The organism is Streptomyces antioxidans (genome assembly GCF_000968685.2).
Lineage (GTDB): Bacteria > Actinomycetota > Actinomycetes > Streptomycetales > Streptomycetaceae > Streptomyces > Streptomyces antioxidans.
Window position 1 is genome coordinate 31,949 of record NZ_LAKD02000039.1, and the last position, 15,063, is coordinate 47,011.

Consider the following 15,063-nt stretch of genomic DNA (forward strand, 5'->3'; position numbering starts at 1 on the left):
ACGAGACGAAAGGCGGATGCTCATGCCCTTGATTCTGGTGACGGGCGCGACCGGTCAGGTGGGCCAGCGGTTCACCAAGCGGCTGCTGGAGCGGCCCGCGGCCGGTACCGAGGTACGGGTGCTGGTGCGCGACGAGGAGCGCGGCGCCCCCTTCGCGGCCCGGGGCGCGCGGCTCACGGTGGGCGATCTGCGCGAGGAGAAGGACCTGCGGCGGGCCGTGGAGGGGGTGCATGCGGTGGTCAACATCGCGGCGGCCTTCCGCGGGGTGCCGGACGACGAGGCGTGGGCGGTCAACCGGGACGCGGCCGTCGCACTCGGGCGGGCCGCGGTCGAGGCGGGGGCGAGCCGGTTCCTCCAGGTCAGCACCAATCTGGTGTACGGCGAATCGCGCGGGCGGCCGTTCACCGAGGACGATGAGAGCAGGCCCGGCGGTCTGCTGTGGGGGGCGTACCCGGCCTCCAAGGCCGAGGCGGAGCGGGAGCTGCTGGCGCTGCACCGTGAGCACGGCCTCGATCTGCGGATCGGCAGCCTGGCCTTCGTGTACGGGGACGGCGATCCGCATGTGGCGAACTTCCTGCCGCACGCCCAGAGCTGGGCCGGGGACCAGCGGCTCGCCATGGTCCACCACGCGGATGCGACGCAGGCACTGCTGCGGCTGCTGCGCGCACCGGGCGGCACGGCCGGTGGCTCGGTGTCGGGCCGCAAGTACAACATCGTCGACGACGCCCCGCCGACCGTCGTCGAGATCCACCGGCTCATGGGCGCACCGCTGCCCGAGGGCATGCCCGGGCGGACCACCGACGACCCCTGGTTCGGGATCACCTCCAACCTCCGGCTGCGCGATGAGCTGGGCTGGCGGCCGCTGTATCCGTCGATCTGGACGGCGCGCGACGCGGGTGTGCTGTGATGCGACTGCGGTTGACGGGGCGTTAGGCCGTCCAGGGGAAGCGGCGGCCTACGGCGGGACCGAGCCCGTCCGGCCTGCCACTCTGGCGTCCATGACGACGCCCACGCCCACCCCCGCCGCCACGACCGTGCCCGCGCGGCTCGCGCCGCGCACCGTGAGAGGCGTCGTGGCGCGCATGAGCGCGCTCGGCGCGGCGCTGCCGCCCGGGGACGGGGTGGCGGTCTTCAACGGGGTGTACCTCTCGGTCACCGAGGAGGTCAGCCGACGGCTAGCGGACGGGTACTTCCACGACCCGTCCGCCACCGAGGAGTTGGACGTGCGGTTCGCCGGGCGCTATCTGGCGGCGGTCGACGCGGCGGCCACCGGAGGGCGGCCGCCCGCCTGCTGGCGGCCGCTGTTCCAGCTGCGGTGCCACCCCGGGGTCCGCCCGGTGCAGTTCGCGCTCGCCGGGATCAACGCCCACATCGGCCACGACCTGGCGCTCGCGCTGCTGGACACCTGCCGGGCCCGGGACCTCGAACCGGGCGCCCTGGAGGGCGACTTCGACCGGATCGGGGCCCTGCTCACGGGGATGGAGGAGCGGATCCGGGAGGAGCTGATGCCCGGCCCCGACCTGCTGGACGTGGCCGATCCGCTCACCCATCTCACGGTCTCCTGGAGCCTGGACAAGGCGCGGGACGCCGCGTGGGCGGCGTTCCGCGCACTGTGGGGGCTGCGTGCGGCGCCGGAGCTGGCGGAGGAGTTCGCGGAGCGCGTGGACGCCACCGTGGGCCTGGTCGGGCGCTTTCTGCTCACCCCGCTGCCGTCCGGGTACTGAAGCGGCCCCGGACCGGGCGCTGGACGACCCCGGCTCAGTCCTCGGGCAGCTCGACGGGCGCGATCCCGTCGTACAGATCGCCCGGCCCGGGGTTCTTCGGGTCCGTGGAGCCGCCGAACCGGTGCATCACGCCCCACACCGCGTTGAGCGCGGTCTGGATCGCGCCCTCGGCCCAGCCCGCCGTCCAGGAGATGTCATCGCCCGCGAGGAAGACGCCGCGCTTGTCGGCGGGCAGCCGGTCCTGCATGAAGTGGGTGAACAACCGGCGCTGGTAGCGGTAGTGGCCGGGCAGATTGGCCTTGAACGCGCCCATGAAGTACGGCTCGTTCTCCCATGACACGGTGACCGGGCTGCCGATGATGTGCCTGCGGATGTCGACGTTCGGATAGATCTCCGAGAGCGACTTCAGCATGACCTCCATCCGTTCGTTCGCCGACAGCGGCAGCCACTTGAGGCTGTCGTCGCACCAGGTGTACGAGAGGCAGATGACGGCGGGCCGGTCCGGGCCGTCGTCCAGCAGATACGTGCCGCGGGTCATCCGGTCGGTGAGCGTCATGCTCATCGTGTCCCGGCCGGTGACCTCGTCCTCGTCCAGCCAGAACGGCCGGTCCACCGGCACGAAGAGCTTGCTGGACTCCATGTAGTGGGTGCGCTCGATCGCCGTCCAGTGGTCGATCGGGAAGAGCGAGTCATCGCAGTCGATCTGGGCGAGCAGCATCCAGGACTGCGCGGTGAAGACCACCGCGCGGTATGAGCGGATGCCGCCGCTCGCGTCCGTCACCACGACGCGGTCGCCCGCGGCCCGGTGCAGCCGGGTCACGGCCGGGCGCGGCGCGCCCTCGTGCAGCGAGGCCAGCGAGGTGCCCCGGGGCCAGTGGACGAGCTTCTCGGGCTCGCGCTCCCACAGCCGCAGCGGAAGCTGCTGGCTGCCGCCGACGATGCCGCGGTGGTGGTCGTCGGCCTCGGTGTAGACGACGCGCAGGATCTCCAGGATGGAGTTGGGGAAGTCGGTGTCCCAGCCGCCGGTGCCGAAGCCGACCTGGCCGAAGATCTCGCGGTGGCGGAAGGAGGTGAAGGCCGAGGAGTCGCAGAGGAAGCCGTAGAAGGTCTGGTTGTCCAGCTTCTCCACCAGCCGCGACCAGATCTCCCGGATCCGGGGCACGTCCCGCTCGCGGATGGCGCGGTTCATGTCGGAGAAGTCCGCGCCTTCCTCCAGGCAGGTGTTCCAGGCGTCGGCCACCTCGCGGTAGACCGGCGGCAGATCGTCGATGGTGCGGGCGTAGTGGGCCTCGCCCTTGAGGTCGACGACGGTCGAGGGGGTCTCGGGGGCCAGCGGGTTGGGGAACGGCCGGGTCTTCAGCCCCACCAGGTCGATGTAGTGCTGGAGGGCGGTGGAGGACGGCGGGAAGCGCATCGCGCCCATTTCGGCGGTCAGCGCGTCGTCACAGCCGTCGAAGCCGACGGTGCGCAGCCGCCCGCCGATCCGGTCGGCCTCGTAGACCACGGGCTTCAGGCCCATCTTCATCAGCTCGTACGCGGTGACGACACCGGAGAGACCGCCGCCGACGACCGCGACCTCGGCGCCGTGCTCGGTGGCCGGTATCTGGCCCAGGCCGGCGGGGTGGGCGAGGTAGTCGTCGTAGGCGTAGGGGAAGTCCGGGCCGAACATGGTGATGGGCGGCAGGGCCTCGAGGGCCTGCGCCTCCTGCTCGTCATGGACGGCGGTGGGCACCGTGGACGTCATGGGGTACGGACTCCTTGCTGCTTGGTGCTCAAAAGGGTGGTTCGGGTGCGGCAGGGGGCCGGATCAGCCGAGTGAGGTGTAGAGACCGGGGCGGCGGTCGCGCAGATACGGGTTGATCCGGCGCGAGGTGGTCAGCAGTTTGGGGTCGACATCGCCGAGGAGAAGCTCCTCACCGCGGCCCGCGCGCAGACAGGTGGCGCCGTCGGGCCCGGCCAGACAGCTCAGCCCGACGAAGTCGAACTCGCCCTCGGGGCCGCTGCGGTTGACGTACGCGATGTACATCTGGCTCTCGAAGGCCCGTACCGGAATCAGGGACTCGGCGACGAACTCATAGGGGTGCATCTGCGCGGTGGGCACCAGCAGCAGATCGGTCCCGGCCAGGGCGTGGGCCCGTACGTTCTCGGGGAACTCCACGTCGTAGCAGACCAGGATGCCGACGGTCAGCCCGCCGAGGGTGGCCTGGACGACGGGGGTCTCCCCGGGGAGGAACGACGCCCGCTCGAAGCAGCCGTAGAGATGGGTCTTGCGGTAGTTGGCCAGCTGGGTGCCGTCCGCGCCCACCAGCCGCGCGGAGTTGTGGACGGCGCCGGCGTGGCGCTCGGGGTAGCCGTAGAGGACGGCCAGCCCGTGCGTCGCGGCGATCTCGGCCACCGCCCGCCCGCTGGGCCCGTCGGCGGGCTCGGCCAGCTCCCGTACGCCGCCGCCGATGGCGTAGCCCGTGAGGAACATCTCCGCGGTGACCAGCAGCCCGGCGCCATCGGCGGCCGCGCGGGCGGCGGCCTCGTCGAGGACCTTGAGGTTACCGGCGGGGTCGCCGGGGTGACCGGAGTTCTGGAGCAGGGCGGTGCGCAGCGGCGGCATGGGCAGACCTTGGGGGAAGGAGTACGGGCATAAAAACAGTACGTTGCCTCCGGATCGCCCAACAAGACGACTTCATTGCGTCCGGCGTCGATTCATGACGTATGGGGATCCGTACACAACGATTCGTTGCACAAGGACGAGATCCGCCGCGGGGCTGTGTCGATATGCGGCTCCGCCGCGGGGGGGGCGCCCCGAAGGGGCGCGGGGAACTGCGCGACCAGCCACAACGGCGCCGCAGTCGACCGCCGACGAAACGCACCGAAGAACCCGCGCACCCAGCGGAGCGCTTACGTGGGGGCACCCGAACCAAACCTCCGCAGCAGCGGCGACAGCACCAACACGGACTTGGTCCGCTCCACAAAGCGCTCCCCCGCGATCCGCTCCAGCACCCTCTCAAAGTGGCGCATGTCCGCGGCGAAGACCTGGACGACGGCGTCCGCGTCACCGGTGACGGTGGACGCGGACACCACCTCGGGGTAGCGCGACAGACCCCGGCGGATGTCGTCCGGCGAGGTGTTGTGGCGGCAGTAGAGCTCGATGAAGCCCTCGGTCTCCCAGCCCAGCGCCGCCGGGTCGACCCGCACCGTGAAGCCGGTGATGGCTCCCTCCGCGCGCAGCCGGTCCACCCGCCGTTTGACGGCGGGCGCGGACAGTCCGACGATTTCGCCGATGTCGGCGTAGGAGCGGCGGGCGTCCTCGGCGAGGGCGTGGACGATGCGTTCGTCGAGATCGTTCAGTCGCACTGGGGGGCAATCACTTCTCTGCTGTGGCCAGTCGGGATCGGCGCATGCCGTATCCGAAGTACAGCACAAGGCCGACGGCCATCCACACGCCGAAGACCACCCAGGTCACCAACTGCAGACTGCTCATCATCCACAGACACAGCGCGAAGCCGATCACCGGGAAGAGCGGGGACAGCGGCACCCGGAAGGTCCGGGGCATCTCGGGCCGGGTCCGGCGCAGCACGATCACGGCGATGTTGACCAGCGCGAAGGCGAAGAGCGTGCCGATGCTGGTGGCGTCGGCGAGCTGGCCGAGCGGGATCGCGGCGGCGAGGACGCCGCAGAAGAGCGAGACGATGACGGTGTTGGCGCGGGGCACCCCGGTCCGGGCGTGGACCGTGGAGAAGACCTTGGGCACCAGCCCGTCCCGGGACATCGCGAAGAGGATGCGGGTCTGCCCGTAGAGCACGGTCAGCACCACCGAGGCGATCGCGATGACCGCCCCGGCGGCCAGCAGTACGGCCCAGAAGCTCTGCCCGGTGACATCGTTCATGATCGAGGCGAGTGCGGCCTCGGAGCCGGAGAACTTCTTCCACGGCAGCGCGCCCACCGCCACGGCGGCCACCAGGCAGTACAGCGCGGTGACGATGACCAGCGAGAGCATGATCGCGCGGGGCAGGTCGCGCTGGGGGTTCTTGGCCTCCTCACCGGCCGTGGAGGCGGCGTCGAAGCCGATGTAGGAGAAGAAGAGGGTGGCACCGGCGGCGCTGACGCCCGCCATGCCCAGCGGCATGAACGGGGTGTAGTTCCCGGCCCGGATGCCGGTGAAGGCGACGGCGCAGAAGAGGATCAGCGCCGCGATCTTCACCCCGACCATGACGGCGTTGGCGCGGGCGCTCTCCTTGGCGCCGCCCAGTAGGAAGGCCATGGCCAGCAGCACCACGAGCAGCGCGGGCAGATTGAAGATCCCGCCGTCCCCGGGCGGGGCGGCCAGCGCGGCGGGGATGGTGACACCGAGCGTGCCGTCGAGCAGTTCGTTGAGGTACTCGCCCCAGCCGACGGCGACGGCCGCCACCGAGACGCCGTATTCGAGGATCAGACACCAGCCGCAGACCCAGGCGATCAGCTCGCCCATCGTCGCGTAGGCGTACGAGTAGGAGGAGCCGGAGACCGGGATGGTGCCCGCCAGTTCGGCGTAGGACAGCGCGGAGAACAGTGCGGTGAGTCCGGCGATGACGAATGACACGACGACCGCGGGGCCCGCGTCCGGCACCGCCTCGCCGAGCACCACGAAGATGCCGGTGCCCAGGGTGGCCCCGATGCTGATCATCGTGAGCTGCCACATGCCCATCGAGCGCCGGAGGCTTCCGCCCTCGCCCTGGCCGCCCTCGGCGACCAGCCGCTCCACCGGCTTGCGCCGCATCAGCCGGGCGCCCAGCCCACCGACCGGAGGGTCTGGTTCCGGTTGCTGGGTGGCGGGCGGTACTGCGCCGTGCTCCAACACTTGGGTGGCTCCTTGTTCGCTGCCATCAGGTGGTGGCGACCGGCTGCGGACATACGGCTGCCCGGAAGGGAAACCCGCAGGTGGGAATCGCCGAGCAGCCGGTCTCCGCCACTCCACGTCAGCGCAAGACCCTATGAGCCGTCCGCCGACGGCCGTAATGGACCATGGTTGCGCATGCGTGTCGCAACGTTGCGCGCGGGGGCGCCCGACGGTGAATCGTTGCGAAACACTGAGCTCGTCAGCGCGCGTTTCACCCGAATGCCGCGATACTGCACCATTTTAGCGGTCGTTGGTGGGGACGTGACCACTGACAGTCTGCAACCACCCGATCACTCCCACCTCGGTGCCGAACCGGTGTTCCGGCCTCGTGACCAGGGGGGTGACAACGAGCGCTACCCGCTCGAATACTGCGCGAGAGTGTGGGAGGACTTCATCCGGACGCTGGGCCGGATCGAGGCGGACTTCCTCCAGCGCTCCAATACCACAGAACCGGGCGTCAAGGCATGACGTACACCGAGCCGAGGCCGGGCGGCTACGGGCCCCCTCCCACCGGCCACCGGCCCGCCCCCGCGCCCCCTCCCGGGGAGCGCTTCGAGGCGCCCGTCGATTATGAGATGAATCCTTTCCCCCTGCCGGATCCGGAGACCATCGAGGGCCGCTGGGACCTGGAGGGGGATCTGGCCCGGCTGCTCCAGACGGCCTCCCCCGAGGACGCGGTGCACACCACCGGCCCCATCGGACCGCCGGTTCCCCCGCTGCACGCCCCCTCCCCCCCGCATGTGCGGGGGCGCGGCAAGCGCCGCCGGGTCCGCTTCCAGCTGCCGAGGTTGCCCTGGCTGCATGTGATCAGCCTGATCTTCGCGGCGGTCACCACGATCATCGTCGCCATGCTGAGCGTGCTCGGCGGCATGATCTCCTACCCTCCGCTGCGCTATCTGGCCTCCCCGAGCACTTCGGAGTCCATGGCGGCGTGGTGGCCACTGCTGGTCTACGGACCCTGGCTGGTCGCCTCGCTGTCGGTGCTGCGGGCCGCCCTGCACCGGCGGGGTGCGGCGCACTCATGGGCCGTGGTGGTGCTCTTCTCCACCATCGCGGTGTTCCTGTGCGTCGCCCACGCCCCGAGGAACGCGCCCAGCATGGCCGTGGCCGGTCTTCCCCCGGTCGCCGCGCTGGTCTCGTTCCACCAGCTGGTGCGGCAGATCACGCTCACCAGCCCGCCGCGCCACGCGCTGCCCCGCACCCGGGGTGAGCAGCGTGGAATGGCGAGATGAGGCACCGCCGCACCACAGCACCACAGCCCCACTCACCCGAGCCGAGTGGGGCTGTGGCGCTGTCGCGGTCCCAGGAGACTCCGTCTCAGTCCCAGGAGACGTGGAGGGGCTGCCCCTCGGCGTAGCCCGCGGCGCTCTGGACGCCGATGACGGCCCGCTCGTGGAGCTCCTCGAGCGACCCCGCGCCCGCGTAGGTGCAGGAGCTGCGCACGCCCGCGACGATCGCGTCGATCAGGTCCTCGACGCCCGGCCGGACCGGGTCCAGGAACATCCGCGAGGTGGAGATGCCCTCCTCGAACAGCCCCTTGCGGGCCCGCTCGTACGCCGACTCCTCGCTGGTGCGGTTGCGCACCGCGCGCGCCGACGCCATGCCGAAGCTCTCCTTGTACGGGCGGCCGTCGGCGGTGTGCTGGAGGTCGCCCGGCGACTCGTAGGTGCCCGCGAACCAGGAGCCGATCATGACGTTGGACGCCCCGGCGGCCAGCGCCATCGCGACGTCACGCGGGTGCCGGATGCCGCCGTCCGCCCAGATGTGCTTGCCGAACCTGCGCGCCTCGGCGGCGCACTCCATCACCGCGGAGAACTGCGGCCTGCCGACGCCGGTCATCATGCGGGTGGTGCACATGGCGCCCGGCCCGACGCCGACCTTGACGATGTCGGCCCCGGCCTCGATGAGATCGCGCACCCCCTCGGCGGCCACCACGTTGCCCGCCACCACCGGCACCCGCGGGCCCAGGCCACGGACCGCCTTGAGCGCGCTGATCATCGACTCCTGGTGGCCGTGGGCGGTGTCCACGACGAGGGTGTCCACCCCGGCGTCGATGAGCGCCTTCGTACGGCCCTCCACATCGCCGTTGACCCCGACGGCGGCCGCGATCCGCAGCCGGCCCGCCGCGTCCACCGCGGGGGTGTAGAGCGTCGCGCGCAGCGCCCCCTTGCGGCTCAGGATGCCCGCCAGCTTTCCGTCCGCGTCCACGGCGGGCGCCAGCTTGCGGTGGGCGGCGTCGAGGCGGCCGAACGCCTCCTGGGGGTCGATGTCGGCGTCGACCACCATCAGCTCCCGCGACATCACCTCGGACAGCTGGGTGAAGCGGTCCACCCCGGTCAGGTCGGACTCGGTCACCACGCCCACCGGCCGCCCGTCCTCGACCACCACGCCCGCGCCGTGTGCCCGCTTGGGCAGCAGCGCCAGCGCGTCGGCGACGGTGCCGGTCGGGGCGAGGACGATCGGGGTGTCCAGCACCAGATGGCGGCCCTTGACCCAGCGGACCACATCGGTGACGACGTCGATCGGGATGTCCTGCGGGATGACGACGAGGCCACCGCGCCTCGCGACGGTCTCGGCCATGCGGCGGCCGGCGATCGCGGTCATGTTGGCGACGACGAGCGGGATGGTGGTGCCGGTGCCGTCGGGGGACGACAGGTCCACTCCCTGGCGGGAGCCGACCGCGGAACGGCTCGGCACCATGAACACATCGTCGTACGTCAGGTCGTAGGGAGCCGGAGATGACTTTACGTAGCGTCCGGTACCGGGCTCAAGGAATTGCATACTTCCACATTTTCACACGAAGGGAGGCAGGTCACCCCCGTGAAGACACAGCAGACAAGCCCTGTGATCATGCAATCCTACAAGGGACGTGACGCTGCCGCGGCGCCTCGGCGGCGTACGGGACCGGCTCAGGAAACGGCACGGGCTCAGGAAAACGCGAAGACTTCCTCGTCCATCTCCACTCGGTCCTCGTCGATTTCGATTCCGAATCCCGGGCGGGTGGGCAGCGGAATCGCCCCGCCCTTCGCGGCGGGAGCCTCGACTTCGAAGTAGTGCTTTTCCGGAGTGAAGCGGTAGAGGTATTCGACGGACGGACAGAGCTGTGGCGACTGGCTCGCCACGATATGCAGCGCGGCGTGAATACCGTGCCCGTGCGGAAGGACCTGAACGCCGAATGGCTCGGCCATGGCACACATGCGCACCGCCTCGGTGACCCCACCGCACCATTCCGGATCGACCTGCACCACGCTCAGCAGCCCCTGCTGCAGGAAGGGCAGGAGGTCATACCGGTCGTACAGGTGCTCACCGGCCGCAAGCGGAATGGTGGTCGAGGAGCTGAGCTGCGCGAACGACGGAACCGCCGCGGCGGGGAACGGTTCCTCCAGCCAGTCAGGACGGAACCGTTCCACCCGGGCGCACCAGGCCCGGGCATAGGGGAGGTCCCAGCTCATAAAGGCGTCGAACATCAGGGCGGACCGAAAACCGACGGCCGCTCGGGCGCGTTCGACCAGCGCGATATTGTGTTCCATTCCTTCGGGGCCCTGTCCGGGCCCGTCGCCGAAGAACCACTTCTGGGCGGTGTAGCCCTGGTCAAGCAGTTCCGCCGCCGTGCGCTCGACCTCGCCCTCGGAATGAAAGGTGCCGTGGGTGCTGGCATAGGCCGGGATCCGGGTGCGCCCGGCCCCGCCGAGCAGCTGCCAGACGGGCACGCCCATCAGGCGGCCGCGCAGATCCCACAGCGCGTTGTCCACGGCGCTCATGGCGATCTTGCGGGTTCCATGGCGTGCGTGCCGGTTGGTGCGCTGCAGCACATCCCAGACGTAGCCGTTCGCCATCGGGTTCAGGCCGAGCAATTCGCCCGCCATGCCGTCGGCCAGGGGGGCGACCACATCGTGATCGAGCGGTCCGTATCTGCCGGTCACACCGGTCGTGGTCGCGATCTCGAGGTATCTGGCGGTCCTGCGATGGGGATCGGAGAGCAGCACCTGGCCCGCGGATCCGGTGTGGAACGCCGGGTAGACGCTGAGCGGACGGGATTGGGGCGGGGCCGCGCGGGGCGGTGAATCCGCAGCGGGCACGGCGCTGACTTCCCGCATCCGTACCGATGAGATCCGTGTGTCGATCATGGGGTTGCCTCCACTGCCGGTGGTGTCCATGTGCGGGGGTGGGTGTACCGGTTCCCCGGTCATGGCACGAGCCATCCGAGGACCGGCGTCGACTGCAGAGAGACGAGCAGACAGAGCGCGGGCACGAGCACCGCGGAGGCGACCACGACCCGCCGGAGGATTTCGCCCTCGCGCCCTGCCAGGCCGACGGCCGCCGCTCCGATGGCCAGGTTCTGCGGGCTCATCATCTTCCCCAGGACCCCTCCGGCGGTGTTGGCCGCCGCGGCGAGGTTCGGCGGCATCCCGGTCCCTTGCGCGGCGCTGACCTGCAGCGCGCCGAACAGCGAATTCGACGACGTATCCGAGCCGGTGACGGCGGTGCCGAACCAGCCGAGCAGCGGTGACAGGACGACGAAGAAGCTTCCCGCGGTGGCCAGGAACAGGCCGAGTGTCGTGGTCTGCCCGGACAGGTTCATGACGTACGCCAGTGCCAGCACCGCCATCACGGTGCCCGCGGCCTCCCGCAGCTGCCACAGCGTTCGGCCGTAGGCCCGCAGCGCAGAGCGGGCGTCGATCCGCAGCATCATCGCGGTGACGATGCCCGCGATGAGCAGGACGGTCCCGGGGGTGGCGAGCCAGTCGAACTTGTACGTCGCGAGCGCCACCGGCTCGTCCTGCGGGGTCCGCACCGCGAGCCCGGGCCATGCGAAGGTCATCGTCGCGGCCGTCAGCGCGCTCTTGACGCCCGGGACCACGGACACGGTGAAGAACACGATGATCACCAGGTAGGGCGCGAAGGCGCGGAGGACATCGACGCGGGACGCAGCGGGGAGAACGCGGGGCGGGGCGGTGAGAACGCCCGTCGCGTCGGCGGCGGTTGGCGCCGGGGCACCGCCGCCGGACGCCTCGGCACCGGCCCGGGCCGAGTGGTCCGAGCGGCGCGGTTGCCAGAACCGCGTCAGCAGCAGTACGGATCCGGCCGAGGCCAGTGCGGCGACGATGTCCACGAGTTGGATCGGGCCGAAGGTCGCGACCACGTACTGCGGGACGGCGAACGACACCCCGGCCACCGCCGCCGCGGGCCACACCTCGCGCACCCCACGGGCGCCGTCGAGCACCACGAGCAGCAGCACCGGGACGAAGAGCGCGAGCACCGGAACGAGGTGGGCGGTGGCCCGGCTGAGCGTGTCCACCGGGATCCCGGTGACCTGGCCGAGCGTAATGATCGGCAGTCCGACACCGCCCCACGCCACCGGCACGGTGTTCGCGATCATCGACACCGTCACCGCCCGCATGGCCGACAGCCCGAGCGCCACCAGCATCGCCGAACAGATCGCCACCGGCGCCCCGAATCCGGCCAGCGCCTCCAGCAGCGCACCGAAGGAGAACGCGATGATCAGCCCCTGGACCCGGCGGTCGTCGCTGACCCGTGAGAACGCCTCGCGCAACCGGTCGAAATCCCCGCTGCCGCGGGTCATCCGGTAGACCCAGATCGCGTTGGCCACGATCCACATGGCGGGGAACAGCCCGAAGACGGCCCCCTCGGCCGCGCCGGCCACCGCGGTGCCGAACGGCATCCCGTACCCCCCGACCGCCACGGCGGTCGCCACCAGCAACCCGGTGACGGAGGCGATCCACGCACGGACCCGGAACACGCCCAACAGCAGGAACAGCAGGAGGAGGGGGATGGCGGCGGTCAGGGCCGACCATCCTAGGGATCCGCCCAGAGGGGCGGTGGGCTGGTGATACATGACGGACCTCCGGCGACGGTGGTGGAGGAAGGGGAGGAAGGGGAGGAAGGGGAGGAAGGGGAGGAAGGACGGGAGCAAGGGGAGGAAGGGGAGGAAGGGGAGGAAGGACGGGAGCAAGGGGAGGGATGGGAAATGAGGGAGGAACAGGCACGCGTCAGTAGGCGCCGTGCACGGCGTTCGGCGGTTCCTCGCCCCGTACGAAGTGGCGCAGTTGCTCCGCCACCACGGCGTAGGCCCGGGGCATCGTCAGCGGCACACTGCCGCCCACATGAGGGGTGAGCAGCAGACCGGGCACCTTCCACAGCGGGTGCCCCTCGGGCAGCGGCTCCGGGTCGGTGACGTCGACCGCGGCCCGCAGCCGCTCGGAGTCCAGCTCGGCTACCAGCGCGTCGGTGTCACAGACCGGGCCGCGCGCCCCGTTGACCAGCACCGCGCCGTCCGGCATCGCGGCCAGGAACTCCGCGTCGGCCATGCCGCGGGTCTCCTCGGTGAGCGGGACGACCAGCACCGTGGCGTCGTGCTCGGGCAGCAGGGCGGGCAGTTCGTCCATGCCGTGCACGCCGTCCCGGGCGCGCCGCCCGACCAGCGTGGTGCTCACCTCGAACCCCGCCAGCCTGCGGACCGTGTTCTCCGCCACGTCACCGGCCCCCACGATGAGGATCTTCTTCCCGGCCAGTTCCTCGGTCCGGTGGTAGTCCCAGCGCCCCTCGTCCTGGGCCCGGCCGAACCGCGGCAGATGCCGGTACACCGCGAGCAGCGTCGACACCACCCACTCCGCGGTGGCGCCGCCGTGGGCGCCCCGGCAGTCGGAGAGCACGACCCCCTCGGGCAGCCGCCCGATCCAGGCCTCGGCCCCGGCGGTGAGGAGCTGCACCAGCTCCAGGTCCGGCATTCCGCCGGTGAGCGCGGTCATTCCGGGGGTCATCAGGAACGGGGCCACCAGCACCCGCGCCGTACGCGCCTCCGGGGGCAGCGCGGACCGCGGATCGTAGACGACCGGGCGCAGGCCGGGCACTTCGGCGAGGACCGCGGCGCAGTCGGCGTGGGGGACGAGGACCACGGCTGGATCACTGATCGTCGGCGCCATGGGAAACGGGCTCCTCTCTCGGGCATGGGTCGGCCTCGGTGTGAGTTCGCGCGGGTCCGAGCCGCGCCAGATGCGTGGACATGGCGAGGAGGCCGAACTCCCAGGGCGGCAGCTCCTCCGTGGGCGCGGTCGTGTTCATGAGGGTGCCGAGGTGCGGGCTGCTGATGGTGACCCGGTCACCGGGGCGGTGGGTGAACCCCATGCCGTCCTCCCCCCGGTCCTGGGTGGGGGCGAAGAGCGTTCCGGTGAAGAGGGCGAACCCGTCCGGATACTGGTGGTGGACGCCGTAGGTGGCGCCGATCAGCTCCTCGAACGTCCGGCTGATGCGGGAGAGGCTGTTGTGGCCCTCCAGGCGGAAGCCGTCCCGTCCGGCTATCCGGAGGGTGATCTCCTCGTCGCGGAGCACGTCGAGGGTGAAGTCGTCGTCGAGAAGACGGATGAACGGGCCGACGGCGCAGGAGGCGTTGTTGTCCTTGGCCATGCCCAGCAGGAGTGCGCTGCGGCCCTCGACATCGCGCAGGTTCACATCGTTGCCGAGCGTCGCTCCCCTGACGCGCCCGCCGGAGTCGACGATGAGTACGAGCTCCGGCTCCGGGTTGTTCCACTCGGAGAAGGACGGGATGCCGATGGCGCTGCCGTGGCCAACGGACGACAGGACGGGGGCCTTGGTGAACACCTCCGGATAGCGGCCCAGTCCCCCCTCGAGGTACTGGGACCACATGCCCTGTGCGGTCAGCACCTCGATCACCCCAAGCGCCTCCGGGGACCCCGGCGCCACCGCGACGCTTCCGCCGAGCGCGTCCATGACCAGGCCGCGGACGGCCGAGGCGCGGGTGAAGTCGCCGCGGCAGCGCTCCTCGATGACCCGCTCGATCAGGCTCTCGGTGAAGGTGATGCCGCATGCCTTGATCACCTGTAGGTCGATGGGCGCGAGCAGCCGCGGGACGTTCGGCTCCGCGTGCTCCGACGAGTCGGCGACGTCCTTGAGGGACCAGCGGACCGGTGCCGCGGCCCGCGCGACGGTACGCGCGGGCGCGGCATGCTCGATGAGCTCGGCGACGGTCGAGAACTCCTCGGTGAGGTCCAGGAGTTGGCCCCCGCGGACGGTCACGACCCGGGGGCCTCCCGTCTCGGGGTCCCAGACCCGTCCGACAAGAACGGAACGCGCGGAATCCGCGGGCAGCAGCCCAGCCGTGGCGGCGTCCATCACTTCTCCGCTCCGGGGGCGGGCTCCCGGCGGGGTGCGATGCGCGGCGCGCCGGTCACCCTTCCGGCCGTGGTGAGGTTGGTGCGCATGACGTTCATGGCTGCTCCTTCGCACGCCACCCGCCCGGCGCGGGTGCCGGGGTACGGGGCCGTGGGATCGGCCGACGGCGGCTCTGACTTCGGGGATCGCATCCGCGGGGACGGGACGGGGCGGGATGCGGCTGGCGTTCACTATGGGGCCCGCCGGGCGCTCCGCCACGTTGTGTTCCGCTCACCGGAACAGGAGGCCGGTCCGGGGATGGCGCGGCGGTTACCGGGC

The 15,063-nt window shown here is 71.0% G+C and carries 14 protein-coding genes; 5 read left to right on the top strand and 9 right to left on the bottom strand.

The window, feature by feature from the left end; all coding sequences use genetic code 11:
* The first annotated feature begins 22 nt into the window (after window positions 1-22).
* Both VT50_RS16030 and VT50_RS16035 read left to right on the top strand, forming a co-directional pair.
* Window positions 23-907: an NAD-dependent epimerase/dehydratase family protein gene (locus VT50_RS16030; protein ID WP_046090785.1), complete on the top strand. Its 885-nt coding sequence runs from the start codon at window positions 23-25 to the stop codon at window positions 905-907.
* A gap of 91 nt (window positions 908-998) precedes the next feature.
* Window positions 999-1,724: a DUF5995 family protein gene (locus VT50_RS16035; protein ID WP_276207309.1), complete on the top strand. Its 726-nt coding sequence runs from the start codon at window positions 999-1,001 to the stop codon at window positions 1,722-1,724.
* A gap of 34 nt (window positions 1,725-1,758) precedes the next feature.
* Here the strand turns inward: VT50_RS16035 and VT50_RS16040 are convergent, their stop codons facing one another.
* The 4 genes from VT50_RS16040 to VT50_RS16055 form a co-directional block, all read right to left on the bottom strand.
* Window positions 1,759-3,468 carry a flavin monoamine oxidase family protein gene (locus VT50_RS16040; RefSeq protein ID WP_079343840.1) on the bottom strand — a complete coding sequence of 570 codons (1,710 nt, stop codon included), beginning with the start codon at window positions 3,466-3,468 and terminating at the stop codon, window positions 1,759-1,761.
* A gap of 63 nt (window positions 3,469-3,531) precedes the next feature.
* On the bottom strand, window positions 3,532-4,329 hold the full coding sequence (locus tag VT50_RS16045) for a carbon-nitrogen hydrolase family protein (protein ID WP_046091008.1): 798 nt from the start codon (window positions 4,327-4,329) through the stop codon (window positions 3,532-3,534).
* A 287-nt stretch (window positions 4,330-4,616) separates the two neighbouring features.
* The gene (locus tag VT50_RS16050; RefSeq protein ID WP_046091009.1) at window positions 4,617-5,072 is read right to left on the bottom strand and encodes an Lrp/AsnC family transcriptional regulator; all 456 of its coding nucleotides are present in this window, start codon (window positions 5,070-5,072) and stop codon (window positions 4,617-4,619) included.
* 10 nt (window positions 5,073-5,082) lie between these two features.
* Window positions 5,083-6,555, bottom strand: a complete 1,473-nt coding sequence (locus tag VT50_RS16055) for an amino acid permease (protein ID WP_046091010.1) — start codon at window positions 6,553-6,555, stop codon at window positions 5,083-5,085.
* A 300-nt stretch (window positions 6,556-6,855) separates the two neighbouring features.
* Here VT50_RS16055 and VT50_RS16060 point away from each other — a divergent pair, with 300 nt between their 5' ends.
* Window positions 6,856-7,062 (top strand): hypothetical protein, encoded by a 207-nt coding sequence (locus VT50_RS16060; protein WP_046091014.1) that lies wholly within the window; start codon window positions 6,856-6,858, stop codon window positions 7,060-7,062.
* A gap of 107 nt (window positions 7,063-7,169) precedes the next feature.
* Window positions 7,170-7,826 (top strand): DUF2637 domain-containing protein, encoded by a 657-nt coding sequence (locus VT50_RS16065; protein ID WP_240529187.1) that lies wholly within the window; start codon window positions 7,170-7,172, stop codon window positions 7,824-7,826.
* Between the two features lie 85 nt (window positions 7,827-7,911).
* Here VT50_RS16065 and VT50_RS16070 read toward each other — a convergent pair whose 3' ends face one another.
* The 3 genes from VT50_RS16070 to VT50_RS16080 form a co-directional block, all read right to left on the bottom strand.
* A complete protein-coding gene (locus tag VT50_RS16070) occupies window positions 7,912-9,375 on the bottom strand; it encodes a GuaB1 family IMP dehydrogenase-related protein (RefSeq protein ID WP_046091012.1) in 1,464 nt (487 codons plus the stop codon).
* A gap of 146 nt (window positions 9,376-9,521) precedes the next feature.
* Complete coding sequence (locus VT50_RS16075; RefSeq protein WP_053048867.1) at window positions 9,522-10,751, bottom strand: enolase C-terminal domain-like protein; 1,230 nt, start codon at window positions 10,749-10,751, stop codon at window positions 9,522-9,524.
* Window positions 10,752-10,780: 29 nt separating this feature from the next.
* Window positions 10,781-12,451: an L-lactate permease gene (locus VT50_RS16080; RefSeq protein WP_046091013.1), complete on the bottom strand. Its 1,671-nt coding sequence runs from the start codon at window positions 12,449-12,451 to the stop codon at window positions 10,781-10,783.
* On the opposite strand from VT50_RS16080, the gene VT50_RS39300 reads away from it, so the two are divergent.
* Window positions 12,450-12,587, top strand: coding sequence for a hypothetical protein (locus tag VT50_RS39300; protein WP_158083208.1), 138 nt, complete (start codon window positions 12,450-12,452; stop codon window positions 12,585-12,587). The two genes, VT50_RS16080 and VT50_RS39300, sit on opposite strands and share 2 nt — an antisense overlap.
* 18 nt (window positions 12,588-12,605) lie before the next feature.
* On the opposite strand, the gene VT50_RS16085 is transcribed toward VT50_RS39300, so the two are convergent.
* Together VT50_RS16085 and VT50_RS16090 are read right to left on the bottom strand one after the other, a co-directional pair.
* On the bottom strand, window positions 12,606-13,538 hold the full coding sequence (locus VT50_RS16085; RefSeq protein ID WP_046091005.1) for a 2-hydroxyacid dehydrogenase: 933 nt from the start codon (window positions 13,536-13,538) through the stop codon (window positions 12,606-12,608).
* Window positions 13,519-14,745, bottom strand: coding sequence for a fumarylacetoacetate hydrolase family protein (locus tag VT50_RS16090; protein ID WP_046091004.1), 1,227 nt, complete (start codon window positions 14,743-14,745; stop codon window positions 13,519-13,521). The genes VT50_RS16085 and VT50_RS16090 overlap by 20 nt, the downstream gene beginning before the upstream one ends.
* Window positions 14,746-15,063 lie beyond the last annotated feature (318 nt).

Bases quoted from the DNA above. Each gene is read 5' to 3' on its own strand.
- VT50_RS39300 (WP_158083208.1), top strand. From the start codon at position 12,450: ATGACGGACCTCCGGCGACGGTGGTGGAGGAAGGGGAGGAAGGGGAGG.
- VT50_RS16035 (WP_276207309.1), top strand. From the start codon at position 999: ATGACGACGCCCACGCCCACCCCCGCCGCCACGACCGTGCCCGCGCGG.
- VT50_RS16045 (WP_046091008.1), bottom strand. From the start codon at position 4,329: ATGCCGCCGCTGCGCACCGCCCTGCTCCAGAACTCCGGTCACCCCGGC.
- VT50_RS16065 (WP_240529187.1), top strand. From the start codon at position 7,170: ATGAATCCTTTCCCCCTGCCGGATCCGGAGACCATCGAGGGCCGCTGG.
- VT50_RS16080 (WP_046091013.1), bottom strand. From the start codon at position 12,451: ATGTATCACCAGCCCACCGCCCCTCTGGGCGGATCCCTAGGATGGTCG.
- VT50_RS16040 (WP_079343840.1), bottom strand. From the start codon at position 3,468: ATGACGTCCACGGTGCCCACCGCCGTCCATGACGAGCAGGAGGCGCAG.
- VT50_RS16070 (WP_046091012.1), bottom strand. From the start codon at position 9,375: ATGCAATTCCTTGAGCCCGGTACCGGACGCTACGTAAAGTCATCTCCG.
- VT50_RS16085 (WP_046091005.1), bottom strand. From the start codon at position 13,538: ATGGCGCCGACGATCAGTGATCCAGCCGTGGTCCTCGTCCCCCACGCC.
- VT50_RS16075 (WP_053048867.1), bottom strand. From the start codon at position 10,751: ATGGACACCACCGGCAGTGGAGGCAACCCCATGATCGACACACGGATC.
- VT50_RS16090 (WP_046091004.1), bottom strand. From the start codon at position 14,745: ATGGACGCCGCCACGGCTGGGCTGCTGCCCGCGGATTCCGCGCGTTCC.
- VT50_RS16030 (WP_046090785.1), top strand. From the start codon at position 23: ATGCCCTTGATTCTGGTGACGGGCGCGACCGGTCAGGTGGGCCAGCGG.